Origin of the sequence: Modicisalibacter muralis (assembly GCF_900102945.1) — a bacterium.
GTDB lineage: Bacteria > Pseudomonadota > Gammaproteobacteria > Pseudomonadales > Halomonadaceae > Modicisalibacter > Modicisalibacter muralis.
In genome coordinates, this window is the sequence record NZ_FNGI01000001.1 from 313,369 (window position 1) to 335,319 (window position 21,951).

Sequence of the window (21,951 nt, forward strand, 5' to 3'; positions counted from 1 at the left end):
CAAGCCAGCTATTGACGCCAACCCTTGGGTTGGCGTTTTTCATGTCTGGTCGTTTTTTTCGGCGTCTGTCTCGGCGTGGGCGGCCAGGCGCTCCAGTGAGCGCTTGAGGGCAGGGTCGTCGGTATCGGCCGCGCAGCTCGATATCTCATCGGCGGCTCGCGACGATAACGAGCGGGTCTGACGAGGAGGAATCTTGAGCGGGCTGACCGGGCGCACCTTGAGGGTGAAGCCCATTACCGCCGTGAACTCGGGTAGCTGTTTCAGCAAGGCGAGCAAGCGGGGCTGCTCGTAGCGCAGCCAGGTCAGCCACACGGCCCGATCGGTGATCAAGGTCAGTTTGCCCTGGCGATAGCCACCCACGAACACATGCTCGCGCACTTCTTCCGGCAGGTGCTCGCGAAGGTGGCGCTGGGCATGCTCGATCAGGCGCGCCATGCGCATCAAGCTGCCCAGCTCTCCCGAGCCGCGAGAGCCGTCTTCCAGTAGTGCGGTCATGGGCTGGGCGCGGAAACGCTTAGCCTTTATACTCATGGGCTTGCCTGCAAACTTACTGGCTTCAATAGCTCAATCTACCATGCCCGGGAGCCCTCCTACAGCATGACTTGCGTGATGTCGTCAGCGCCCCCCTGCGCCATGCCGCCCGCCGAGGCCCGTGCCTCGCGCCGCCGCGCCCGCTCGTGGTGGCTGGCCGGACTGCTGGTGGGTTGTCTGTTGCCGGCTGCGCTGGTTCAAGCCGAGGCGCTGCGCCTGGCCGAGCGCCTGACGCAAATTTGCCTGATGGCACCCGAGGCGATTCGTGCCGAATCGCGACGCGTGGCACGGCGCAAGGTCTGGCGCTGCCTGCCGCGACGCCGGTCCCGCTTGCGCCCCAGAACGCGGGCACACTGTCGTCCGGCCAGCGGCGCTCCCTGTGCAGACCATGATGTCCTGAATCGGCGTGGCCCACCGCCATGGCTAGCCTGAACCGGTCGGTGCCGGTCAATACGCCAATCGTGGCGGGGTGGCAATGGTTTGCCCTGTCTGCAGGACTATTCGGATTTTGGACATCACATGCTTAATACCGTGTTACGCAAACTGGTCGGCTCCAAGAACGATCGCGAAGTCAAACGTATGGGCAAGCAGGTCGGCGAGATCAATAAGTTCGGGGAAGAGCTCAAGGACCTCTCCGACGCCGATCTCCAGGCACGTACCGAACAGTTTCGCGAGCGTCTGCGAGGGGGCGAGACCCTTGACAAGCTACTCCCCGAAGCCTTCGCCACGGTGCGCGAAGCGAGCGGTCGGGTCATGGGCATGCGCCACTTCGACGTGCAGCTCGTCGGTGGGATAACCCTGCATCGCGGGCGCATCTCGGAAATGAAAACTGGCGAAGGCAAGACGCTGGTCGCGACGCTGGCGGTTTATCTCAATGCGTTGCCTGGCAAGGGCGTGCATGTCGTCACCGTCAACGATTACCTGGCCAGGCGCGATGCCGAGTGGATGCGTCCGCTTTACGAATATCTCGGCCTCAGCGTCGGGGTGATCTTCTCGGGGCAAACGACACAGCAGAAGCGCGAAGCCTATGCCTGCGATATCACGTATGGCACCAATAACGAATACGGCTTCGATTACCTGCGCGACAACATGGCCTTCGCGCTGCAAGACAAGGTGCAGCGCGATTTGCATTACGCCATCGTCGATGAGGTCGATTCGATTCTCATCGATGAAGCGCGCACGCCGTTGATCATCTCCGGCCCGGTCGAGGAAAACACCGATCTTTACAAGGTCATCGACCGCCTGGCTACCGAGCTCAAGCGTTGCGAGGACGAAGAGGACCCGGCGAGCGGTGATTTCATCCTCGACGAGAAACAGAAGCAGGTCGAACTGACCGAGGATGGCCACCATACGGTCGAGGAACTGATGCGTCGCCAGGAATTGCTGGCGGGGGACGACTCGCTATATGCCGCGCAAAATCTGGGGCTCTTGCATCATATGCATTCGGCGCTGCGCGCGCGCCACCTGTTCCATCGCGACGTCGATTACATCGTCGCCAACGGCGAGGTGATCATTGTCGACGAACATACCGGGCGTAGCATGCCCGGGCGTCGCTGGTCCGAAGGCCTGCACCAGGCGGTCGAGGCCAAGGAGGGCGTGGCGATCCAGAAAGAAAGCCAGACGCTGGCTTCGACGACCTTCCAGAATTACTTCCGACTCTACGAGAAGCTTGCCGGGATGACCGGCACCGCCGATACCGAAGCCTTCGAGTTCCGCCAGATTTACGGCCTCGATGTCGCGGTCATTCCCACCAACAAGCCGATCGCGCGTACCGATTACAACGACCTGGTGTATCTCTCGTCCGAGGAGAAATTCGAGGCGATCATCGAGGACGTCAAGGTTCAGCGTGAAGCCGGTCGACCGATTCTGGTGGGTACCGCGTCGATCGAGACTTCCGAACTGCTGTCGGGGCTGATGAAGCAGGCGAGCATTCCGCATAATGTGCTCAACGCCAAGCAGCACCAGAGCGAAGCCGAGATCATCGCTCAAGCCGGGCAGCCGGGCGCTATTACCATTGCCACCAATATGGCCGGTCGCGGCACCGATATCGTGCTCGGTGGTAACTGGGAGGCCGAAGTCGCCAAGCTCGACGATCCGAGCCAGGAGCAAATCGACGCCGCCAAGGCCGAGTGGCAAAGCCGCCACGACGCGGTACTGGCCGCTGGCGGCCTGCATGTGATTGGTTCCGAGCGTCATGAGTCGCGGCGCATCGACAATCAGCTACGCGGGCGTGCCGGGCGTCAGGGTGACCCCGGTTCGACACGCTTCTTCCTGTCGCTGGAAGACAGCCTGATGCGCCTGTTCGGCTCCGATCGCGTGCAACGCCTGATGGGCGCCCTGGGGCTCGAGCGTGGTGAGGCCATTGAGCACAAGATGGTGTCCAACGCCGTCGAGCGGGCGCAGAAGAAGGTCGAGGGGCGCAATTTCGATATCCGCAAGCAATTGCTGGAGTACGACGATGTCGCCAACGATCAACGCCGGGTGATTTACGAGCAGCGCGACGAGATCCTGGGTGCCGACGAAATCTCCGCCAACATCGCCGGTATTCGCGATGAGATGCTCGACGAAGCCATCAACGATTTCGTGCCGCCGCAGAGTCTGCCCGAGCAATGGGATCTGGAAGGCTTGCAACAGTATCTCAAGACCGAGTTCAACCTCGATGCGCCGCTGACCCAGTGGGCCGAAGAGGACAACAATTTCCACGAGGAAGCGCTGCGTGAGCGCTTGCAGGCTCAGCATCGCGAGATATACGCGGCCAAGGTCGAGGCGGTCGGCGAAGAACTGATGCGCCGTTTCGAGAAGCAGGTCATGCTTCAGGTGCTCGATACCCGCTGGAAGGAACACCTGCAGTCCATGGATCACCTGCGCCGGGGTATCCACCTGCGCGGTTATGCGCAGAAGAACCCCAAGCAGGAATACAAGCGCGAAGCCTTCGAGCTGTTTCAGGGCCTGTTGAGCAACATCAAGCACGACGTGACGCGGATACTCAGCCACGTTCAGGTGCGTCGTCAGGAAGAAGTCGAAGAACTCGAGCGTAAGCGTCGCGATAGCCTGGAGCGCGAGAAAGCCGCCGCCACGCAGACCCGCGAGGATTCCGCCCGCGAGGAAGCGACCAGTGAAGTCGATGGTGAGGCCGAAGCGGCGGCTCGCCAGACCGTGCGTCGCGAAGGGCCCAAGGTCGGGCGCAACGATCCCTGCCCGTGTGGGTCGGGTAAGAAGTACAAGCAGTGCCACGGCAAGCTTAACTAAGGAACCACTGTATAAATGCCTACGCAGACGAATTGCTGCGTTGCGCGGTGCTGGAGCGCCAGCCCGGTCGAGACTCGCCTAACTCATGTTATGTCTCGTCTTCTGCGCTCCGTGCGCCTTGCCACGCAGCGGCGCCCGCTTCATTCCGCTCGGCTATTTATCCAGCGATTCTAAGATGATGAATGAGTAATCAGGAGAAGGGCGATGGCGGTAGGCGAGGCGATTTTTCCCGAGATGCCAATGATCGATGGCATTCGGCTGGGTACGTCCAAGGCGGGTATCAGCAAGCCCGACCGCCGCGATCTTGTGGTCATCGAGATTGTCGAGGGGGCCAGTGTCGCCGGCACCTTCACGCGCAATGCCTTCTGTGCCGCGCCGGTGCATGTCGCCAAACGCCATCTCGCCCAGGAGCGGACACGTTTTTTGCTGATCAATACCGGCAATGCCAATGCCGGTACCGGCGATGGCGGCATGCGCGATGCCGAAAGCTGTTGCCAGGCGCTGGGCGAACTGGCCGGCGCCCCGGCCGAGACGGTTCTGCCGTTCTCCACCGGGGTGATCGGCGAGCCGCTGCCGGTCGAGCGTATCCGCACCGGCTTGCCCGAGGCGCTGGCTAGCCTCGATGACTCGCACCTTGCCTGGCAATATGCGGCACAAGGCATTCTTACCACCGATACACGTATCAAGGGCGCCACGGCAAGCTGTGAAATCGCCGGTGCAACGGTTAGCGTGAATGGCATCAGTAAGGGCTCGGGCATGATCAAGCCCAACATGGCCACCATGCTGGCCTTCGTCGCCACTGACGCCGGTATCGACCAGCCGCTGCTCGAAGCGTTGCTGCGCGAATCGGTGAATCGCTCGTTCAATTGCATTACCGTCGACAGTGATACTTCGACCAACGATGCCTGCATGCTGATCGCCACCGGGCGTGGCGCGCGGGTCGTAAGCGACGCCGACGTAGCGGCGCTGCGCGGTGCGCTCGACGAGGTGCTGATGCAACTGGCCCAGGCCATCATCCGCGATGGCGAGGGGGCGACCAAATTCGTCACCCTCGAGGTGAGCGAAGCACGCTCGCGTCAGGAGGCGCTGGACGTGGCGTTTACCGTGGCGCATTCGCCATTGGTCAAGACCGCGTTGTACGCCTGTGATGCCAATTGGGGACGCATCCTGGCGGCGGTGGGTCGTGCGCCAGTGGAGGATTTCGACGTCGAGCGAGTGGTTATCGATCTCGGCGAGGTGCGTCTGGTGGAAAATGGCGGACGTGCGGCGGGCTACAGCGAAGCGGCCGGTAGCGCGGTCATGGCTCGCGAGGACATCGTGATTCGCATCGCGCTGGGGCGAGGCGACGGCGGGGCCACGGTGTGGACATCGGACCTATCGCACGATTACGTGTCTATCAATGCCGACTACAGAAGCTGAATCCGTTGAAAGGGTGTTTAGCAACATGATCAAACGAAGGGTACATGTGGCGGCCGCCGCCATCTTCAGCAGTGACGGTCAGCAGGTGTTGCTTGCCCGGCGTCCTTCCAACGTCGATCAGGGCGGGCTGTGGGAGTTTCCCGGTGGCAAGCTGGCGCCATTCGAGACCGGCTTCGAGGCGCTCAAGCGCGAACTGCATGAAGAACTGGGACTGACCATCGAACGTGCCCAGCCGTTGATTCGCGTGCATCACGAGTACCCTAACAAGCATGTGCTGCTCGATGTCTGGCAGGTGCATGGTTTCAGTGGTGAAGCCTACGGTCGGGAAGGGCAGGCGGTACGCTGGGTAGCGCTCGACGAGCTGTTCAGTTATCCGTTCCCTGCCGCCAATTTGCCGATCCTGCGCGCGGTGATGCTGCCCACCGAATACCTGATCAGTGCCGAGGAAGACGACGACGCGGTCTTTTTGACCAAGCTCGAGCGCGCATTGAAAGAAGACGGCGTTCGTCTGGTGCAACTGCGCGCCAAACGCCTCGACGAAGCGGCCTATATCGCGCGCGCCGAAAAGGCCCTGGCATTGTGTCGGGAGTATAACGTGCGACTGCTGCTCAATGCTGAGCCTGAGCTGCTCGAGCGAGTCGACGCCGATGGGATTCACCTCACCAGCGACCGGCTGATGACGCTGGAGCGCCGGCCCATCGCCGAAGGCAAGTGGCTGTCGGGGTCGACCCACGACCGCGCACAACTGGAGCAGGCCGCGCGCATTGGCTGCGATTTCGTGACGCTATCACCGCTGCGTACCACGCCGACCCACCCCGATGCAGAGCCGCTGGGTTGGCATGACTTCCAACAACTCGTCGAACCGGCGGGCATGCCGGTGTTCGCTCTCGGCGGCATGACCCGTCACGACGCCAACCATGCACGCGCCGTCGGCGCCCAAGGCATCGCCTCGATTCGCGATTTCTGGAAGTAGGCACAGTCAAACATAATCCATTTTTTGACATTTCATGAGGGAGTGGATAGCGTCCTTTCATCCAAAAGAATAATTTAGCATATGTGAAAGGAACCACTATGCCCCTCAAGCGATGGTACGACGTTAAGGACGTCGAGCTGCCGTATACCGAGTCGCCATTTTTCGCCGTCAGCAAGGTCGCCCGTTTGCTCGACGATGGCCACATGTCGAACAGCGAGCTTAACCGGCTCAATCAGGCGTTGGGTGATTCGCTGTCGATCGACAAGGCGCGTTTACATCGCGATATCCTGAAAGCTGTGGAACGTGGCGAGGTGTGCCTGATTTACGGCTTGGGTATGGATCAACCGTTCAGCCCACTCGCCGAGTGGACCGGTAGCCAGTGGCGCTTGAATTCGTCCGCCTCATTCGACCAGGGCGAGTCCGGGGCCAGGAAAATCGCCCAACTCAATGCGCGCGGGCTGACACCCAACAACGTGGCCAATGCCCGCTGGCCAGCCAGTGGCGCACCCGCCGCCACTTCGGCGCCGGCGATTCCCGAACGCTCGCCGCAACCCATCGTCGAACCGCCGAGCCTGATCGAGCCGGGCTTTCATATCGTGCGTACCTCGGGCACCCGCGAGCAGATCAAACGACGCCTGTTCCCGACCGTGACGCCGGCCATCGACGCGATGTTCGAGCGGCTGAACCCGCACCTGGGCGATTACATTCTGCCCGGCGACATGGTGGTGCTCGCCGACCCCGGGTCCCAACAGTGCCACCAGGAAGAAGCCTTCCTGATGGCCGAGGCACGCAAGGTTCAAGGCACCCTGCAGCCGCTTGAAGAAGCCCAACGCCAATCGCTGATGGATCATTGGCAGGTCTTTGAAGATATCGCCTTGGCCGGCGAGGCGGCGGAGGCTGATTCTTCCACACTTACCAACGCCGCGAGCGTGCTCGGCGTGACCTCGACGGCGGGCGGTCGTGCCATCAAGGAAGTTCGTGACTCGCTTGAAGCCATCGACAAGCTGTACCAGCAAGCCATGGATCCGACCCACCCCATGACCCGCGAGGAGTTTTATGCGCTGCGCGATCAACATGCTCAGCGCCTGAAGCTGGCGATGGGCAACTGGGTGAGCGTTCCGCTGCGCCTACCCCGCCACGCTGAATTAAAGGCGCGAATCAATATCGAAGCACGCCAGCAACTGCACAGCACCGCCACGGCGCGCAGCGGTGGCAAGTTCCGAATCCCCACCATCTCGGAAGCCATCGCCAGGACCACGCTGGTCGCCAAGCTGACCAGTATTGGCGCTTTCGTCGGGTTGGGTCTGGATATCGCCGCCACGCAGTCAAAAGTCGAGCGAGCATGCAGCGAGGGTCGGGAGCGGGAATGCACGCGGGTCAAGTATGTTGAATATAGCGGACTCATTTGGCGGGTGGCTGCCTCGGCCGCAGGTAGTAGTGCCGGGGGGACTTATGGCGCCGAAATATGCCTAGCGGTATCTCTCGCCCCGCAAGGGCGGATAGTCTGCGGTGTCGTTGGCGCTGTAGCAGGCGCGGTAGCCGGCGAGAAGGCAGGTGAAAAAGTGGGGGAAGGCCTCGGCACGATGCTGTTCAGAGGTATCTACGGCGGGAAAGAAACCCATGGAACAGATTAAATTTGCCCTGGCTATTGTTGGGACTTTCTTTGGCGTCCTTGGACTTGCACTTCTTGCAATTGCTTGCATTGTCGCCTTGTTCAAGATCGGTGAAGCCGATCGCTATTATGGCGTTGGGACCATGGGCTGGGGGCGTTCTCAACTTACCTTCCCGCCCTGGAGCATATGGCGAATGACCGAGTACGGCATGATTATCCTGTTCGCCCGTACCCGCTACGTACAACGACGTTGGGGGGACGATCTAGAACTGGTCAAGGCCAATACCCCCCCCAAGTGGCTGGAGCGCCTACTGGTCTGGCTGTATGCCAGTTGGTTCTTGTTAGTTATTGCAGGTTTTGCTCTCGGTTCTCTAATGATGTTATTGCCCGAGGCAAGGTGAACGAGTAATTAATTACCCGGGCCTGACAATTAGCTTTTCTTTACTCCTGAGTTTACTTCGGTTAACGAAGCATCCTTCCTGGTAACACAGCTTGTTGTAAGGGCACGGCTTATCGTGCCCTCGTATCGCGGCTCATTCGGCCGTTTTCTTCAACCGCTTGGTCCAGCGCTGCTTGGCATATTTCCGTAGGTTGGAGACATTGTCGGTTTCGTCGACGATATCCTGGCCCAGAATCGTCTCGATCACATCTTCCATGGTGATCACCCCCAGCCACGTGCCCAATTCATCGTAAACCACGCACAAGTGGTGGCGATCGCGCTGCATCGTGGCAAAAACCTGTTCGACATTGTCTTCGCCATGTACCGAGTTGATCGGGTGCATCAGCGACTTGAGCGTGGCATCGTCGTCGGCGTGATAGGTATCCGCCTTGTGGACATAGCCTATCGCCTGCTCGCCGCCGTCCATGACCGGGAACCGCGTGAAGGGCGATTTGCTCAGTTCGGCGTCGAACTCGCTCACCGTCATCCGTGGATTGACGGTGACACATACGGTGCGCGGGGTCATGACACTATCCACGCGGATGTCGTGCAGGTTGAGAATATTGGTGATGGCGCGGGTTTCATCGGCGTCGAGAGCCTTTTCGTCCAAGCCAATTCGTGCCAGTGCCTTGATCTCGCCACGCATGTCGACATTGCTTTCGTCGCTGCCGATGCGATTGGTGATCAATTCCGATAGCCAGATGAAAGGCTTGAGTATCAACACCATGATCCGCAGGCAAGGCGCCAGCACGGGGGCCAATTGCCGCCAATAGGTTGCGCCGAGTGTCTTGGGAATGATCTCGGATAAAAACAGGATAGCCAACGTCATGATGACCGAGGCGATGGTCAGATACGCTTCGCCAAACACGACCGCGACCTGGGCACCGACCCCGGTAGCGCCGACGGTATGCGCAACGGTATTGAGTGTCAGAATGCCCGCGAGCGGCTGGTCGATATTGTTTTTTAGTTGATAGAGCTTGTCGTGCAGCCTGGGTTGCGATTCCTTTAGCTGCGCAATATAGCTGGGAGTCAGGGAGAGAAGAGCCGCTTCGAGTAGGGAACAGAGAAATGACACGGCTATGGCTAGCAGAGCAAAAACTGCCAGAAGGATCATGGAGCCTCGCGGGTAGGAGTGGAGCGTGTATTTATACTGGGGCGCGAACCCTTGTCAAGCTCGCACTGAGAGCCGCGTCACGTATTACTGCCTCCACGCTCCAGCCTATCGATCAGTTCGTCGAGATCGGCTTCGTCCATCGCCGGCTCGCCGGCAATGCGGTGCGACTCATCGGCCCACGCGCCCAGGTCGAGAAGTTGGCAACGCTTGGAGCAGAAAGGTCGGTAAGGATTCTCAGCGCTCCAGGCGACCTTGGTGTGACATTGTGGGCAGGCCACTTCCAGCGGGCGTTGGTTAGCGTCGGTGTCGTTCATGACGGATCGTTTTCATTTCGGAAATGGCAAGATGAGGCGGCTAGCCCGCGATAGTACGCATCGAGCTTCGCGACCTGTGCGGCCAGCGCCTCGCGACTGCCCTGATTGTCGATGACATCGTCGGCCATTGCCAACCTTTCGCTGCGTGACATTTGTGCTTTTATGATGGCGCGGGCCTGGCGTTCATCGCTGCCGTCGCGTGCGCCGATGCGGGCTATCTGCAGGCTCTCGGGCACATCGATAACCAGGCGGCGATCGGTCATTTCGTACTGACCCGATTCGAACAGCAGCGGCGACACCAGCAGATGGTAGGGCGCGGCGCTTGCACGCATCCGCTCGAGACGATCGATCAGACGCTGGCGAATGCGCGGGTGAGTGATCGACTCGAGCCAGCGTCGCTCGCTCTCATCGGCGAAAACGATGGCGCGCAGCGCGCGGCGGTCGAGACGCCCTTCGCCGTCGAGCACGCCGCTACCGAAATGCTCGGCAATCTCGGCCAGCGCCGGCTCGCCGGGCTCAACGACCTCACGGGCCACATCATCGGCGTCGACCCAGGGGGTGCCATGGGCGGCGAATGCTTGGGCGACCGCCGACTTGCCCGAGGCGATACCGCCGGTAACGCCGATGGTTAAGGGGTGGGGCATATCTGATCAGCTTAAAAGAAAGGCTTGGTAAATCGCCATCAAGGGTACGCCGAAGAGTACCGCAATCCAGCCGGCCATGGATAGATAAGGGCCGAAAGGCATCGGCGCGCCACGCAGCCGTGGAACGAAGAGCTGAACGAGAATGCCGACGATGGCACCGACACTGGCGGAAAGTACCAGCAGCAGTGGCAGCATCTGCCAGCCGGTCCAGGCGCCGAGTGCCGCCAGCAGCTTGAAGTCGCCGTAGCCCATGCCCTCCTTGCCGGTAATCAGCTTGAACAGCCAATAGAATGTCCAAAGCACGAAGTAACCGGCCATTGCGCCGATAACCGCGCTTGGCAAAAACGCTGGTTGGAACAACAACTGATAGAGCAGGCCGGCCCAGAGTAGCGGCAGCGTCAGCAGATCGGGAAGCAGGTGCGTGCGCAGATCGATAACCGCCAGCGTCAATAGCGTCAGGCATAAGCCAATCAATGCCAGGCTGGCGAGGCTAGCACCATGAATGACGACGACCGCCAAGGTTAGCGTGCCACCGGCAAGCTCCACCAACGGGTAATGCGCGCTGATGGACGCATGGCAATGCGCGCAACGGCCACGGCGCTTGATATACCCGAGCAATGGAATGTTGTCGTGCCAGGCAATCGGGGTGGCGCATTGCGGACAATGCGAGCGCGGCGTAACCAGGTTGATGCGGGGTGGTGCCGTGCCGGTGGATTCTTCGGGAATCCCAAGCTCCTCGCGAGCGTCGGTGCGCCATTGAAGCATCATCATTGCCGGCAAGCGGGCAATCACCACATTGGCGAAAGAACCCAGGGTCAGGCCAAGCAGAAACGTCAGCGGCCAAAGCAGCTCAGGAGGTAGATCGACGAACAATCGAGATTCCTTTCTTTATATCGCTGTGCCCAGCTCGAAGATCGGCAAATACATGGACACGACGAGACCGCCGACCAGCACCCCGAGCACGACGATGATCAAGGGCTCGAGCAATGAAGTCAGAGCATCGACCTTGTTATCGACTTCTTCCTCGTAGAAATCGGCGACCTTATTGAGCATGGCATCCAGCGAGCCGGCTTCCTCGCCGATGCCGACCATCTGTACCGCCAGCACGGGAAACAGATCCGTATTGCGCATGGCGAAATTCAAGCGTTGGCCGCTGGAAACATCTTCGCGAATCTGCACGATGGCACGTTCGTAAACCTTGTTGCCGGCCGCGCCGGAGGCGGTATTCAACGACTCCACCAATGGCACCCCGGCACCGAACGTAGTGGCGAGGGTACGCGAGAAGCGCGCTACCGAGGACTTATCGAGAATGCCGCCGAGAATCGGGATGCGCAGTGTCAGCTTGTGCATGCGGTAGGTAAAAGCGTCGGAGCGCTTCATGCCCTGACGAATAAAGAGTATCGCGCCGATCATCAGCCCCAGCGCGAATAGCCAATATTGCTGAGCCATTTCGGAAAGCGTGATCGTCATGCGGGTCATCGCCGGCAACTCGGCGCCGAAGCCCTGAAACAGGCTCTCGAACTGCGGCACCACCTTGATCAATAGCAGCGCGGTAACGCCGATACCCACGCCGACCACCGCCGCCGGGTAATACATGGCCTTGCGCACTCGTGCCTTGAGCGTCTCGATCTTCTCCTTGTACGCCGCCACGCGCTCGAGCATGCGATCCAGCGAGCCGGACTGCTCGCCGGCTTCGACCATATTGGCAAACAGCGAGTCGAAGTAACGCGGATGCTGGCGCAGCGCCTCGGAAAAACTCGAACCGGCCGCGACATCGTGAGACAGCTTCTGCACCAGGCTGCGCATGGCCGGATTGCGCAGGCTTTCGGCGACGATGTTGAACGCCTGCAATACCGGCACCCCGGCGCGAATCATGGTCGCCATCTGTCGGGCGAACAGCGTCACGTCGCGCGTGTTGATACGCCCCGAACCGCCGAACAGGCTGCTCTTGCGGCGAATGTTCTTGACGATGATGCTCTGGCCCGAAAGCTCGCGCTCTACCTCGCCACGGTGCGTGGCGACCACTTCGCCGCTGATCGACTTGCCGTGACTGTTCTTGCCGGTCCAGCGCCAGCGATAAAGCTTGTTCTGCTCGCGGGGTTTATAGCGCCGAGCGTTTCTTACGGTGGTGGCCATGATGTTTCCCTGTAGTTATCTATTTTATCGGCCGCGTGGATAAATTATTTACGCAGGCGGCGCTTTATATTTGTGCCCTGTGGAATCGCTGAATAAATTGACGCTACAGTTAGGCTTTTCTCGACCGGGCTGACACACCAGCACCGCGTGACCTGCGATTCGTCGGGGACGCCTAGTCCGTGCAGGCATTTATGCAGTGGTTCCTTATCAATCCTTGGTGACGCGGTTAACCTCCTCCAGACTGGTCGTGCCATTAAGTACCTTTAGCAGTCCACTGCGACGCAGGTCAGGATAGCCCTCGCGGCGCGCCGCGTCATCGAGCTCCAGCGAGTTGCCTTCCTGCATGATCAACTGACTGATCTCGTCGCTGATCGGCACGACTTCGTAGATGCCCACGCGGCCTTTATAACCTAGTGTGCATTGCTTACAGCCTACCGGATGGTAGATAGTCGCGCCGTGCAGTTGCTCTTCCGTGAAGCCTGCCTTGAGCAGTGCCTCGTGTGGTATTTCGGCCGGTTGCTTGCAGTGTGGGCACAGCTTGCGCGCCAAGCGCTGGGCGATGATCAACGATACCGAGCTGGCGATATTGAACGGCGCCACGCCCATGTTGCGCAGCCGTGTCAGCGTTTCGGCGGCGGAGTTGGTATGCACGGTGGACAGTACCAGGTGGCCGGTCTGCGATGCCTTGACCGAGATTTCGGCGGTTTCCAGGTCGCGAATCTCACCGACCATCACGACATCCGGGTCCTGGCGTAGAAAGGCGCGCAGGGCGCTGGCGAAATCCAGCCCGATCTTGGGCAGCACGTTGACCTGGTTGACCCCTGGCACCCTGATCTCGACCGGGTCCTCGGCGGTTAGAATGTTGCGCTCGGCGGTGTTGAGAATATTAAGGCCGGTGTACAGCGTGACCGTCTTGCCGCTACCGGTGGGGCCGGTCACCAGAATCATGCCCTGCGGCTCGGCCAGCGCTTTCTCGTACATCTGACGCTGTTCGGTCGTGAAGCCCAGTACATCGATGCCCAGGCGTGCCGTGGCTGGGTCGAGGATGCGTAGCACGAGCTTTTCACCGTATACGGTGGGCAACGAATTGACGCGAAAATCGATCGAACGGCTCTTCGAGAGCTTGAGCTTGATGGCGCCGTCTTGCGGCATGCGCCGCTCGGAAATATCCAGGCGCGCCATTACCTTGAGACGCGCGGCGATTCGGCTGCGCATGCCGAAGGGCGGGCGCGCCACCTCGAGCAAAATGCCATCGATACGAAAACGGATACGGAAGCTGATTTCGTAGGGCTCGAAGTGAATGTCCGAGGCACCGCGACGGATCGCATCGAGCAGGATCTTGTTGACGAACTTGACTATCGGCGCATCGTCGCTCGACGCGGTGATCGCCATGTCCTCGGATTGAGAGGCATCCTCCTCGAACTCGAGATCGCCGATACCTTCATCGCCTGCGGCGAGCTCCTCCATCATGCCGTTGGTATCGGCCTGAGCCAGATAGTTCTCCAGCGCCGGGCCGAGTTGATCGACCGGGGCCAACACACCCTCGACATTCAAGCCGGTGGCGAATTGCAGCTCATCGAGTTGTGCGAGCGTCGAGGGGAAGGGTACTGCGACCGTCAAACGATGCGCGCTGCGCATCAGCGGCATGATGTTGTGCCGGCGCAATACCTTCTCCGGCATTTCACGCGCCGGTGGCAGCGCATCGAGCCGCAACGCATCGAGATCGATCAGCGGCAGACCATATTCCCAGGCTGCGCTCAGCGTGGCATCGCGAGCGGTCACCATGCCGTTGTCGATGACGTACTGCATCACCGTTAGTTCGCTGCCCTGCGCCTCCTGTTCGGCGCGCAGTGCCGCAGGCCCACTCAGCAACCCATCGTCCACCAGTCGTTTCGACAGTCCGCGCAGGCCTTCTCCGCTGGATGCCGGAGAGGAGCCTTCAGAGCGCGACGACGCTCGAGGCCTTGACGAGGAGGATGACGATGCGCTCATAAAATCGGCTCGGTGCCTCTTGCTGTTATTCAAGAGATGGACATTAGAAAGACATGGTAGCAGTCTAGCGCCAAGAATCGGTATTGACACAGCGGCTCAGCCTTAAGACTGTTAACGCTAGGGTGCGTTGGTATGAGTGGCTTGCACACCGTAAAGTTGTTATTTAGTGTAAATCCATACTGGAATGACTAAGAGGAATTTAGGGATGGGGAGGTGGCTAACTGTCGCTTAAAAGCGACAGATGAGCGGCGAGAGACAAATTTTCACTTTTTATCGCTAAAGAATTGTCGAGGGCGGTCGATAGTAGAGGGTAAGCGTAACCATCTGTAACGACTTGAGTGGCTAGGCGAGCGTTGAAGATGGAGGGCTGGGCAGGAGCAGTAGGCATGGGCCGAGTGTGATAGCTTCGCAAAAAATTGGTATGCGCAGCAAAAACGTAAACGTACGACTCATCAAAAAGATTGACCGCTTGGGACCTGAGGGGGCGAGAGCATGAAGACATTGGGAAGCAGGGCAATGAAGCGACAGCAAAGCGGCTTTACGCTGATCGAGCTGTTGATCGTGGTGGCGATCATCGGCATTCTCGCAGCGATTGCGATACCGAGATACACGGAATATCAAGAAGAAGCTCGGGCATCTGCTTGTTTGGCTGAGCTATCATCAGCAAGAACTGTAATAATTGCTGAGGACATGGATGAGGCAGAAGCGGAAGCCGCGATAGAGTGGCAAGCCTGTCAGAGTGATACTGTTACGGTTACGTTCCCAACTGATGATGGCGCTGGTACTACTACAGCAGGCAGTATTGCAGCTACTCCTACTGACAATACAGAAACAGTAGAAGTTAGTCTTGGAGGGACCGATTCTGCATAACTTGAAGGCCGGCGCTCGTCGGCCTCAGGCTGCTAACGAACCCCGCATTTTTGCGGGGTTTCGCGTTTCTATACTTCTGTTCGCCGCTTTGGGGCAAAATAGGTATCAAACTATTTCAGGGCTAGACACTCTTAAAACTTCCTACTTCCTACTTCCTTCTTTCCCCCTCAATAAAGCGCCTGCTCTTCCCCCACTACCTCCTTCAATACCTCCAGAAACAGCGTATCCGCCTCGGAGTGCTCGCTTGGGTCTTCAGGTATATGCACGCTGGTCGTCTCGCTGATCTCATTGGCGATTCTCGCCATCACTTGCTGCTCGCTTTGCCCCGTCTGTTCGTTTTCCTTGTAAATGCGCCGCGTGATCGTCAGCGATAGCTCGAGAATCTGTGGGTCCTGCAGCAATTTCTTGATGAAGCCGCGTAGCTCATTGATTACGCGGGCCTTCTGGATTTCGGAGCTGGCCATGGCGTGCTCTCCTGCCTATGGGGTTGTCTGCGTTCGAAGATAGCATGCTCGTGCTCGATTCGTCAGTGGGTAGCCTCGAGCGACGTGCCACACATCCCGGTATAAAGCGCTAACAGCCCGAGGTTCGCCACTCTTAGGCATCTATGACGCGCTCAGTAACAACGCTCAGCGTGTACCGAGAAGGCCTTACGGCCTGGCTTACGACCCGCGCATGAGGGATTTGGAAAAATTCTTGTTTTTTTCGTCACACCCAATAAAATAAAGTTACCGTAGAGTTACAAAATGGTCATAAAACGGTTACGACAACAATATCCGGCTGGGCATGGCGCCCATGGCTTGCCCGCCCCGAGACCGGTTCGATAACTCCCCAGCGTCGCCCTCTTGCCGTCGGCACACGAGGTGACTGGGGGCAGATGGGGAACTCAATCATGCAACTGCCTTTCTCTGCTCGCACTTCCATTCTAACCGCCGTGCTGGCGGCACCGCTAACGACCGGCGTGGCTCTGGCGCAGGACACCGCCGCCGTGGATACCTTGCGCGAGGCGGTGAGTCGCGCAGTGACCAATAATCCCTCGGTGCAGGCCAGCTGGCATGGCTTTCAGGCATCGCGCCATGACGTCGACGTGGCCTTTGGCGGCTACCTGCCAAGCATCGATGTAACCGCCGGTGTCGGCCGTGAATCGCGCGAGGACGATGGCCGCGGCAGTTACGATTCCGACTTCGCCGAGATCACGCTGACCCAGATGCTATGGGATGGCCTGGCGATCGCCAACGAGGTGGAGCGGCTAAATCACGCCAAGCTGGTCAGTTATTACGAAGTGATGGGAACCAGCAACGACGTGGCGCTGGAAGTGACCCAAGCCTATCAGGACGTCAAGCGCTATCGCGAGTTGGTATTGTTGGCGCGCGACAACTACGCCAAGCACCTTACGGTTTACCGGCAGATCGAGCAGCGCGTGGAGTCTGGCGCCGGGCGGCGGGTGAATCTGGAACAGATCAGCGGCCGGCTGGCGTTGGCCGAGTCCAATCTGCTCACCGAAGCTGCCAATCTGCACGATGTCAGCGCGCGTTATCTGCGCCTGGTCGGTGTATTGCCGGCCGAGGAACTGACCCCGGTGCCGCAACTGGACACCCGCTTGCCCGCCTCGGTCGATGAGGCGGTGAATCTCGCCTATGAGGGCAACCCCGGTTTTCATGCGGCCATCGAGAACATCAACGCGGCGCGCGCCGAGGCCGATGGCACCAAGTCGGCTTTCCATCCGCAACTCGAGTTTCGTGCCAGCACCGGCACCAATAACGAAAGCGGTATTCAGGGCCGTTACGATCAAACCACCGTCGAGTTGGTGGCGAGCATGAACCTGTACCGTGGCGGCTCGGATCTGGCCTCGTTTCGCGGCGCTAGCGACCGGGTCAGCCAGGCCATCGATCAGCGCGAGCAGGAGTGTGTGAGCCTGCGCCAGACCACCATGATCGCCTATAACGACACCCGCCGAATCGCCGAGCAACTGGAGTATCTCAATCAGCACCGCTTGTCGATCGGTCGCGTGCGCGGGGCCTACCAGCAGCAGTTCGATATCGGCGAGCGCAGCTTGCTCGACGTGCTCGACTCCGAGAACGAATACTTCGAGGCCAGCCGCGCCTACGTCAATGCGCAGTACGATCTGGAACTGGCGTATGCCCGCACACTGGCGGCGATGGGGCAGTTGTTGCCGGCGCTGGAGGTGTCGCGCCAGGGCGTGCCGACACTGGCGGAGCTGGGCAGCAACGGAGTGACGATCGATGGCGAAACCATCTGCCCGGCGCCGGCGCCGACTCATTACACCCTCGATGAACTGACTGCTGGCCTGCTGCCGGCTTCGTTGAGCGAGCCAACGCAAGCTAACAGGTAACGCCGTACCATACCGGCGGCATGCCAACGCTAGGGTGATGAAATAACATGACCAGCCAGATCAAGCTAGACGACAGCCGCCTGGGTGGTGGGGATTTGCTCGAATGCCTGCGCTCGGTGGCACGCGCGCACGATCGTGAGCTGACCCGCGAGGCGGCGCTCGCCGGCTTGCCGCTGGAAGATGGCGAACTGACACCGGGGGTGTTTCCGCGCGCGGCGGCGCGAGCCGGGTTGACGGCGCGTCAGTCGCGCTGCGCGCTGGTACGTCTCAATCCTCAGTTGTTCCCGGTCATTTTGCTGCTCGAGCCGGGGCGGGCCTGCGTGCTGCTATGGCTAGATGTCGACAAGCGCCTGGCTGGAGTGATTTATCCGGAGCTCAACGATGCCGCCGTCGAGGTGCCCATCGATGAGCTGCATGCGCGCTATAGCGGTCGCGCCATCTACGCGCGGCCCAAGTTCCGTTTCGACGCGCGCGGCCCCCAGGTTTCCAAGCAGAAGCAGCACCACTGGTTCTGGGGCGTAATTCTGGAAAATCGTCGGCTGTATCGCGACGTGCTGATTGGCTCGGTGTTGATCAACCTGTTTGCCATCGCTATGCCGCTTTACGTGATGAACGTCTATGACCGGGTGGTGCCCAATCACGCCAGCGCCACGCTATGGGCGCTGAGCGCGGGTATCGCCCTGGTGCTGTGCTTCGATCTGGCGCTGCGCCTGACGCGCAATGCCTTCGTCGACCTGGCCGCCAGCCGCGCGGATGTGAAGCTGTCATCGGCATTGATGCAGCGGGTGCTGGGCATGCGCATGGAGGCGCGGCCAGCCTCGACCGGCTCGTTCGCAGCGACGTTGCAATCGTTCGAATCAGTTCGTGGCTTCATTGGTTCGGCGACGGTGGTGGCGCTGGTCGACCTGCCGTTCGTGGTGCTGTTCGCGGTGATCATCGCGCTGATCGGTCCAGCGTTGGTGATCCCCATCGTGGTTGGCGTGGTGTTCGTGCTGCTCTATGCGCTGGCGGCGCAGAGCAAGATGCATGCGCTTTCGGAGACGACCTGGCGAGTCGGCGCGCAGCGTAACGCCACGCTGGTCGAAAGCCTGGCCAATCTGGAAATGCTCAAGGCGCTGCGCGCCGAGGGGCGCATTCAGGCGCTATGGGAAAAGACCACGGCGTATCTGTCGCGTACCTCGGCGCAGATGCGCCTGCTGGGGTCATCGGTGGGCAGCGTGGCGCTATGGACCCAGCAGAGCGTGGCGGTGGCGATCATCGTGATCGGCGTGTTCATGATCATCGAGGGCGATCTGTCTCAGGGTGGGCTGATCGCCGCGTATCTGCTTTCATCGCGGGCGATGGCGCCGATCAGCCAGGCAGCGGCGCTGATGGCGCAGTATCACAATGCCTCCACGGCGCTGGATTCGCTCAACGAAGTGATGGACAAACCCGTGGAGCGCTCCGAAGGACACCAATACGTCAGCCGTGCCCAGGTGCGCGGGCAGCTCGAATTGCGTGGCGTGACGCTGCGCTACCCCAACGAGGAACGTGACGCGCTGCGCGACCTGTCGGTGAAGATTCATGCCGGCGAGAAAGTGGCGATTCTCGGTCGGGTCGGTTCGGGCAAGTCGACACTCAACAAGCTGCTGCAGGGCCTTTATCAGCCGACGGCCGGGGCGGTGATGGTCGACGGCGTGGATATCCGTCAGTTCGACCCCATCGATCTGCGCCGCCATATCGGCTACGTGCCGCAGGATGTCAGCCTGTTCTTCGGCTCGCTGCGCGACAATATCGTCGCCGCGGGCGGCAGCGATGGCATCGATGACGAGGCACTGCTCCATGCCCTCGAGGTCAGCGGTATCGAAAACATGGTCAATGCCCATCCGCAGGGCATCGAGATGCCGGTCGGCGAGCGTGGCGAATTGCTTTCCGGCGGACAGCGCCAGGGCGTGGCGATCGCCCGTGCATTGGCCCACGACCCGCAAATTCTGCTGCTCGATGAGCCGTCCAGTGCCATGGACCATGCTAGCGAAGAGGCCTTCAAGCGCGAGCTGGCGATTTATGCAAAACCCAAGACGCTGGTGATCGTGACGCACCGTACCTCGTTGCTGTCGTTGGTCGATCGCATCGTGGTCATCGATGCCGGCAAGGTGGTGGCCGACGGTCCCAAGGACCAGGTGGTCGAGGCGCTGCGTAACGGCCAGGTCGGCAGGGCGGCGCTATGATCGGTAATGCGGGGACGAGTAACGCGGGGAACGAAAACACGGGAAGCAGTGCGGAGCAGCGCGGCTTCGAGGCCATGGGGCGTGTTTCCAAGGTTGGCGGCAGGCCGTTTCGCCCGCTGATCGATCGGCTATTCGCGCGCTGGGTATCGTCGGCGCATCTCGATCGCGACTGGGCCAGCGATGCCGACTGGGCGCGCATGCAGCAGGACCCGATGCGTGCCAAGGGGTTGCTGTATCTGATGGTGTTGACGGTGGTGGGCCTGCTGGCGTGGGCCTATGTCGCCGAAATCGTTCAGGTGACCAGGGGGGCCGGGCGGGTGATCCCGTCATCCCAGGTCAAGGTGATCCAATCCTTCGATGGCGGCGTCGTACAAGAGATTCTGGCCGAGGAAGGTGAGCTGGTGGAACAGGGCCAGTTGCTGATGAAGATCGACCCGACGCGCTTCGTTTCCTCCTATCGCGAGGCGATGGCTCAGTCATTGGCATTGAAAGCCAAGGCCGAGCGTCTGCGCGCGCTGACCACCGACTCGCCTTTCGTGCCATCTGAAGAGGTTATGGAGAAAGCGCCGGCGTTGGCCAGCCATGAGCGCAAGCTTTTCGACACCAGCCAGCAGGAACTCGAACAGGCCCAGGCGATTGCCAGGCAGCAGATCACCCAGAATCGTGAAGAGCTCAACGCCGCCGAAGCGCGTTTCGATCAGGCTTCCCGGGCGCTCAGCCTGGCTTCTCAGGAACTCGACATGACCCAGCCGCTATTGAGCTCCGGCGCGGTTTCCGAAGTCGATATTCTGCGCTTGCGGCGCGAGGTATCCAATGCGCGCGGTGAGCGCAATCAGGCCAGTGCCCAGGTGGCGCGCCTGAAGGCGGCAGTCGAAGAGGCTCAAGGCCATTTGCGCGAAGTCAAGCTGGAGATGCAAAACGAATGGCGCACCAAGCTTTCCGAAACACTGGGCCAATTGGCCGCGCTCGAGGAAGGCAGCGTCGGCCTGCGCGACAAGGTGAGCATGACCGGGATTCGCTCGCCGGTGGATGGCGTCGTGCAGCGACTATATGTCACTACGCTGGGCGGCGTGGTGCAGCCTGGCCAGGAGGTGGTGGAGATCGTGCCGACTGATGAGCAGCTACTGGTCGAGACGCGCATCGCGCCGCAGGATATCGCCTTCCTGCATCCCGGCCAGCCGGCTTTCGTCAAGTTTTCGGCTTACGACTTCACGAAATACGGCGGTATGCCGGCGACCGTGGAGCATATCAGCGCCGACACGATTACCGATGACGATGACAACACGTTCTATCTGGTGAGGGTGCGCACCAAGGACCGCACGCTGGGCGAGGATCTGGCAATCATTCCGGGGATGACGGCGCAGGTGGATATTCGTACCGGCAAACGCACGGTGCTCGACTATCTGCTCGAGCCGATTCTTCGTATCAAGGGCAATGCGCTGACAGAGCGATGAACAGACACCTCTTCGTAAGCAAAGGTCGTGACGACATCCCCCGCTGGAGCGAGGCGTTTCCCGGCGCGCGTCAGTGCTCGCCACAACAGGTGCGAGCCCAGGCCGGCGCTGGCGATCATGTCTGGATCATGACCGATATCGAAGACTGGCCGGGCTTAACTGAGCGCCTGGTTCAGCGTGGCGCCATTCTCGTGGCGCTATCGCACCAGCCCAATGCCACCCAGGCTTTTCAGGCCTTGAATGCCGGTGCGCGGGGCTATGCGCATGCGCTATCGGCACCTGCGTTGCTACGCCAGGTCGCGTTGGTCACTGTCAATCAGGGGCTTTGGGTGTGGCCGGAGTTGCTGCGCCAGGTGGTGGGCTCGACCTATCGTGCCCTGGGCGGCGCCAGCCAGGCGAACACGCAAGCCCTGGCTTGCCTGACCGCGCGCGAACGTGATGTGGCGTTGGCCGTGGCCGCCGGCAATAGCAACAAGGAAGTCGCCCGCAAGCTCGAGATTACCGAGCGTACCGTCAAGGCGCACCTGGGCGCGGTGTTTCGTAAACTGCGCGTGCGCGATCGTATGCAATTGATACTGACGCTGTCGGGTCAGGAGGCGAGCGTCACTAGCTGACGCTCAACGACCAATGATGCACCGGTGGTT

19 protein-coding genes are annotated in these 21,951 nt (G+C 60.4%); 11 read left to right on the forward strand and 8 right to left on the reverse strand.

Annotated elements, in window-relative coordinates; genetic code table 11:
* Positions 1 to 39: 39 nt before the first annotated feature.
* A complete protein-coding gene (locus BLR92_RS01495; RefSeq protein WP_089724813.1) occupies positions 40 to 531 on the reverse strand; it encodes a DUF721 domain-containing protein in 492 nt (163 codons plus the stop codon).
* Between the two features lie 78 nt (positions 532 to 609).
* On the opposite strand from BLR92_RS01495, the gene BLR92_RS01500 reads away from it, so the two are divergent.
* From BLR92_RS01500 to BLR92_RS01525, 6 genes are all read left to right on the forward strand, one after another.
* Positions 610 to 963, forward strand: coding sequence for a hypothetical protein (locus BLR92_RS01500; RefSeq protein WP_245703879.1), 354 nt, complete (start codon positions 610 to 612; stop codon positions 961 to 963).
* An 87-nt stretch (positions 964 to 1,050) separates the two neighbouring features.
* Complete coding sequence (secA, locus tag BLR92_RS01505; RefSeq protein ID WP_089724817.1) at positions 1,051 to 3,780, forward strand: preprotein translocase subunit SecA; 2,730 nt, start codon at positions 1,051 to 1,053, stop codon at positions 3,778 to 3,780.
* Positions 3,781 to 3,984: 204 nt separating this feature from the next.
* Positions 3,985 to 5,199: a bifunctional glutamate N-acetyltransferase/amino-acid acetyltransferase ArgJ gene (gene argJ / locus BLR92_RS01510; protein WP_089724819.1), complete on the forward strand. Its 1,215-nt coding sequence runs from the start codon at positions 3,985 to 3,987 to the stop codon at positions 5,197 to 5,199.
* A 25-nt stretch (positions 5,200 to 5,224) separates the two neighbouring features.
* Positions 5,225 to 6,172 carry a Nudix family hydrolase gene (locus BLR92_RS01515; protein WP_089724821.1) on the forward strand — a complete coding sequence of 316 codons (948 nt, stop codon included), beginning with the start codon at positions 5,225 to 5,227 and terminating at the stop codon, positions 6,170 to 6,172.
* Between the two features lie 98 nt (positions 6,173 to 6,270).
* On the forward strand, positions 6,271 to 7,806 hold the full coding sequence (locus BLR92_RS01520; RefSeq protein ID WP_089724823.1) for a hypothetical protein: 1,536 nt from the start codon (positions 6,271 to 6,273) through the stop codon (positions 7,804 to 7,806).
* Positions 7,793 to 8,185, forward strand: coding sequence for a hypothetical protein (locus BLR92_RS01525; RefSeq protein ID WP_089724824.1), 393 nt, complete (start codon positions 7,793 to 7,795; stop codon positions 8,183 to 8,185). The genes BLR92_RS01520 and BLR92_RS01525 overlap by 14 nt, the downstream gene beginning before the upstream one ends.
* A gap of 132 nt (positions 8,186 to 8,317) precedes the next feature.
* Here BLR92_RS01525 and BLR92_RS01530 read toward each other — a convergent pair whose 3' ends face one another.
* The 6 genes from BLR92_RS01530 to pilB form a co-directional block, all read right to left on the reverse strand.
* On the reverse strand, positions 8,318 to 9,337 hold the full coding sequence (locus BLR92_RS01530; RefSeq protein WP_089724826.1) for a CNNM domain-containing protein: 1,020 nt from the start codon (positions 9,335 to 9,337) through the stop codon (positions 8,318 to 8,320).
* A gap of 77 nt (positions 9,338 to 9,414) precedes the next feature.
* Positions 9,415 to 9,651, reverse strand: coding sequence for a DNA gyrase inhibitor YacG (gene yacG, locus BLR92_RS01535; protein WP_089724828.1), 237 nt, complete (start codon positions 9,649 to 9,651; stop codon positions 9,415 to 9,417).
* Entirely contained in the window at positions 9,648 to 10,295 is a 648-nt protein-coding gene (gene coaE, locus BLR92_RS01540; RefSeq protein WP_089724831.1) for a dephospho-CoA kinase, read from the reverse strand. The genes yacG and coaE overlap by 4 nt, the downstream gene beginning before the upstream one ends.
* A gap of 6 nt (positions 10,296 to 10,301) precedes the next feature.
* Complete coding sequence (locus BLR92_RS01545; RefSeq protein ID WP_089724833.1) at positions 10,302 to 11,168, reverse strand: prepilin peptidase; 867 nt, start codon at positions 11,166 to 11,168, stop codon at positions 10,302 to 10,304.
* 15 nt (positions 11,169 to 11,183) lie between these two features.
* A complete protein-coding gene (locus BLR92_RS01550) occupies positions 11,184 to 12,431 on the reverse strand; it encodes a type II secretion system F family protein (RefSeq protein ID WP_089724835.1) in 1,248 nt (415 codons plus the stop codon).
* 207 nt (positions 12,432 to 12,638) lie between these two features.
* Positions 12,639 to 14,423, reverse strand: coding sequence for a type IV-A pilus assembly ATPase PilB (gene pilB / locus BLR92_RS01555; RefSeq protein ID WP_089724837.1), 1,785 nt, complete (start codon positions 14,421 to 14,423; stop codon positions 12,639 to 12,641).
* A gap of 492 nt (positions 14,424 to 14,915) precedes the next feature.
* Here pilB and BLR92_RS20045 point away from each other — a divergent pair, with 492 nt between their 5' ends.
* The gene (locus BLR92_RS20045) at positions 14,916 to 15,293 is read left to right on the forward strand and encodes a prepilin-type N-terminal cleavage/methylation domain-containing protein (protein ID WP_281242867.1); all 378 of its coding nucleotides are present in this window, start codon (positions 14,916 to 14,918) and stop codon (positions 15,291 to 15,293) included.
* Positions 15,294 to 15,460: 167 nt separating this feature from the next.
* Here BLR92_RS20045 and BLR92_RS01565 read toward each other — a convergent pair whose 3' ends face one another.
* Entirely contained in the window at positions 15,461 to 15,757 is a 297-nt protein-coding gene (locus tag BLR92_RS01565; protein WP_089724840.1) for a hypothetical protein, read from the reverse strand.
* Positions 15,758 to 16,185: 428 nt separating this feature from the next.
* On the opposite strand from BLR92_RS01565, the gene BLR92_RS01570 reads away from it, so the two are divergent.
* From BLR92_RS01570 to BLR92_RS01585, 4 genes are read left to right on the forward strand one after another with little or no spacing between them, the layout of a single operon-like run.
* The gene (locus tag BLR92_RS01570) at positions 16,186 to 17,646 is read left to right on the forward strand and encodes a TolC family outer membrane protein (RefSeq protein WP_245703882.1); all 1,461 of its coding nucleotides are present in this window, start codon (positions 16,186 to 16,188) and stop codon (positions 17,644 to 17,646) included.
* A 47-nt stretch (positions 17,647 to 17,693) separates the two neighbouring features.
* Entirely contained in the window at positions 17,694 to 19,853 is a 2,160-nt protein-coding gene (locus BLR92_RS01575; protein WP_089724843.1) for a type I secretion system permease/ATPase, read from the forward strand.
* Positions 19,850 to 21,307 carry an HlyD family type I secretion periplasmic adaptor subunit gene (locus BLR92_RS01580; RefSeq protein WP_089724845.1) on the forward strand — a complete coding sequence of 486 codons (1,458 nt, stop codon included), beginning with the start codon at positions 19,850 to 19,852 and terminating at the stop codon, positions 21,305 to 21,307. Before BLR92_RS01575 ends, BLR92_RS01580 begins: the two co-directional genes overlap by 4 nt.
* Positions 21,304 to 21,921, forward strand: a complete 618-nt coding sequence (locus BLR92_RS01585; protein WP_089724847.1) for a response regulator transcription factor — start codon at positions 21,304 to 21,306, stop codon at positions 21,919 to 21,921. The genes BLR92_RS01580 and BLR92_RS01585 overlap by 4 nt, the downstream gene beginning before the upstream one ends.
* Positions 21,922 to 21,951: the final 30 nt, after the last annotated feature.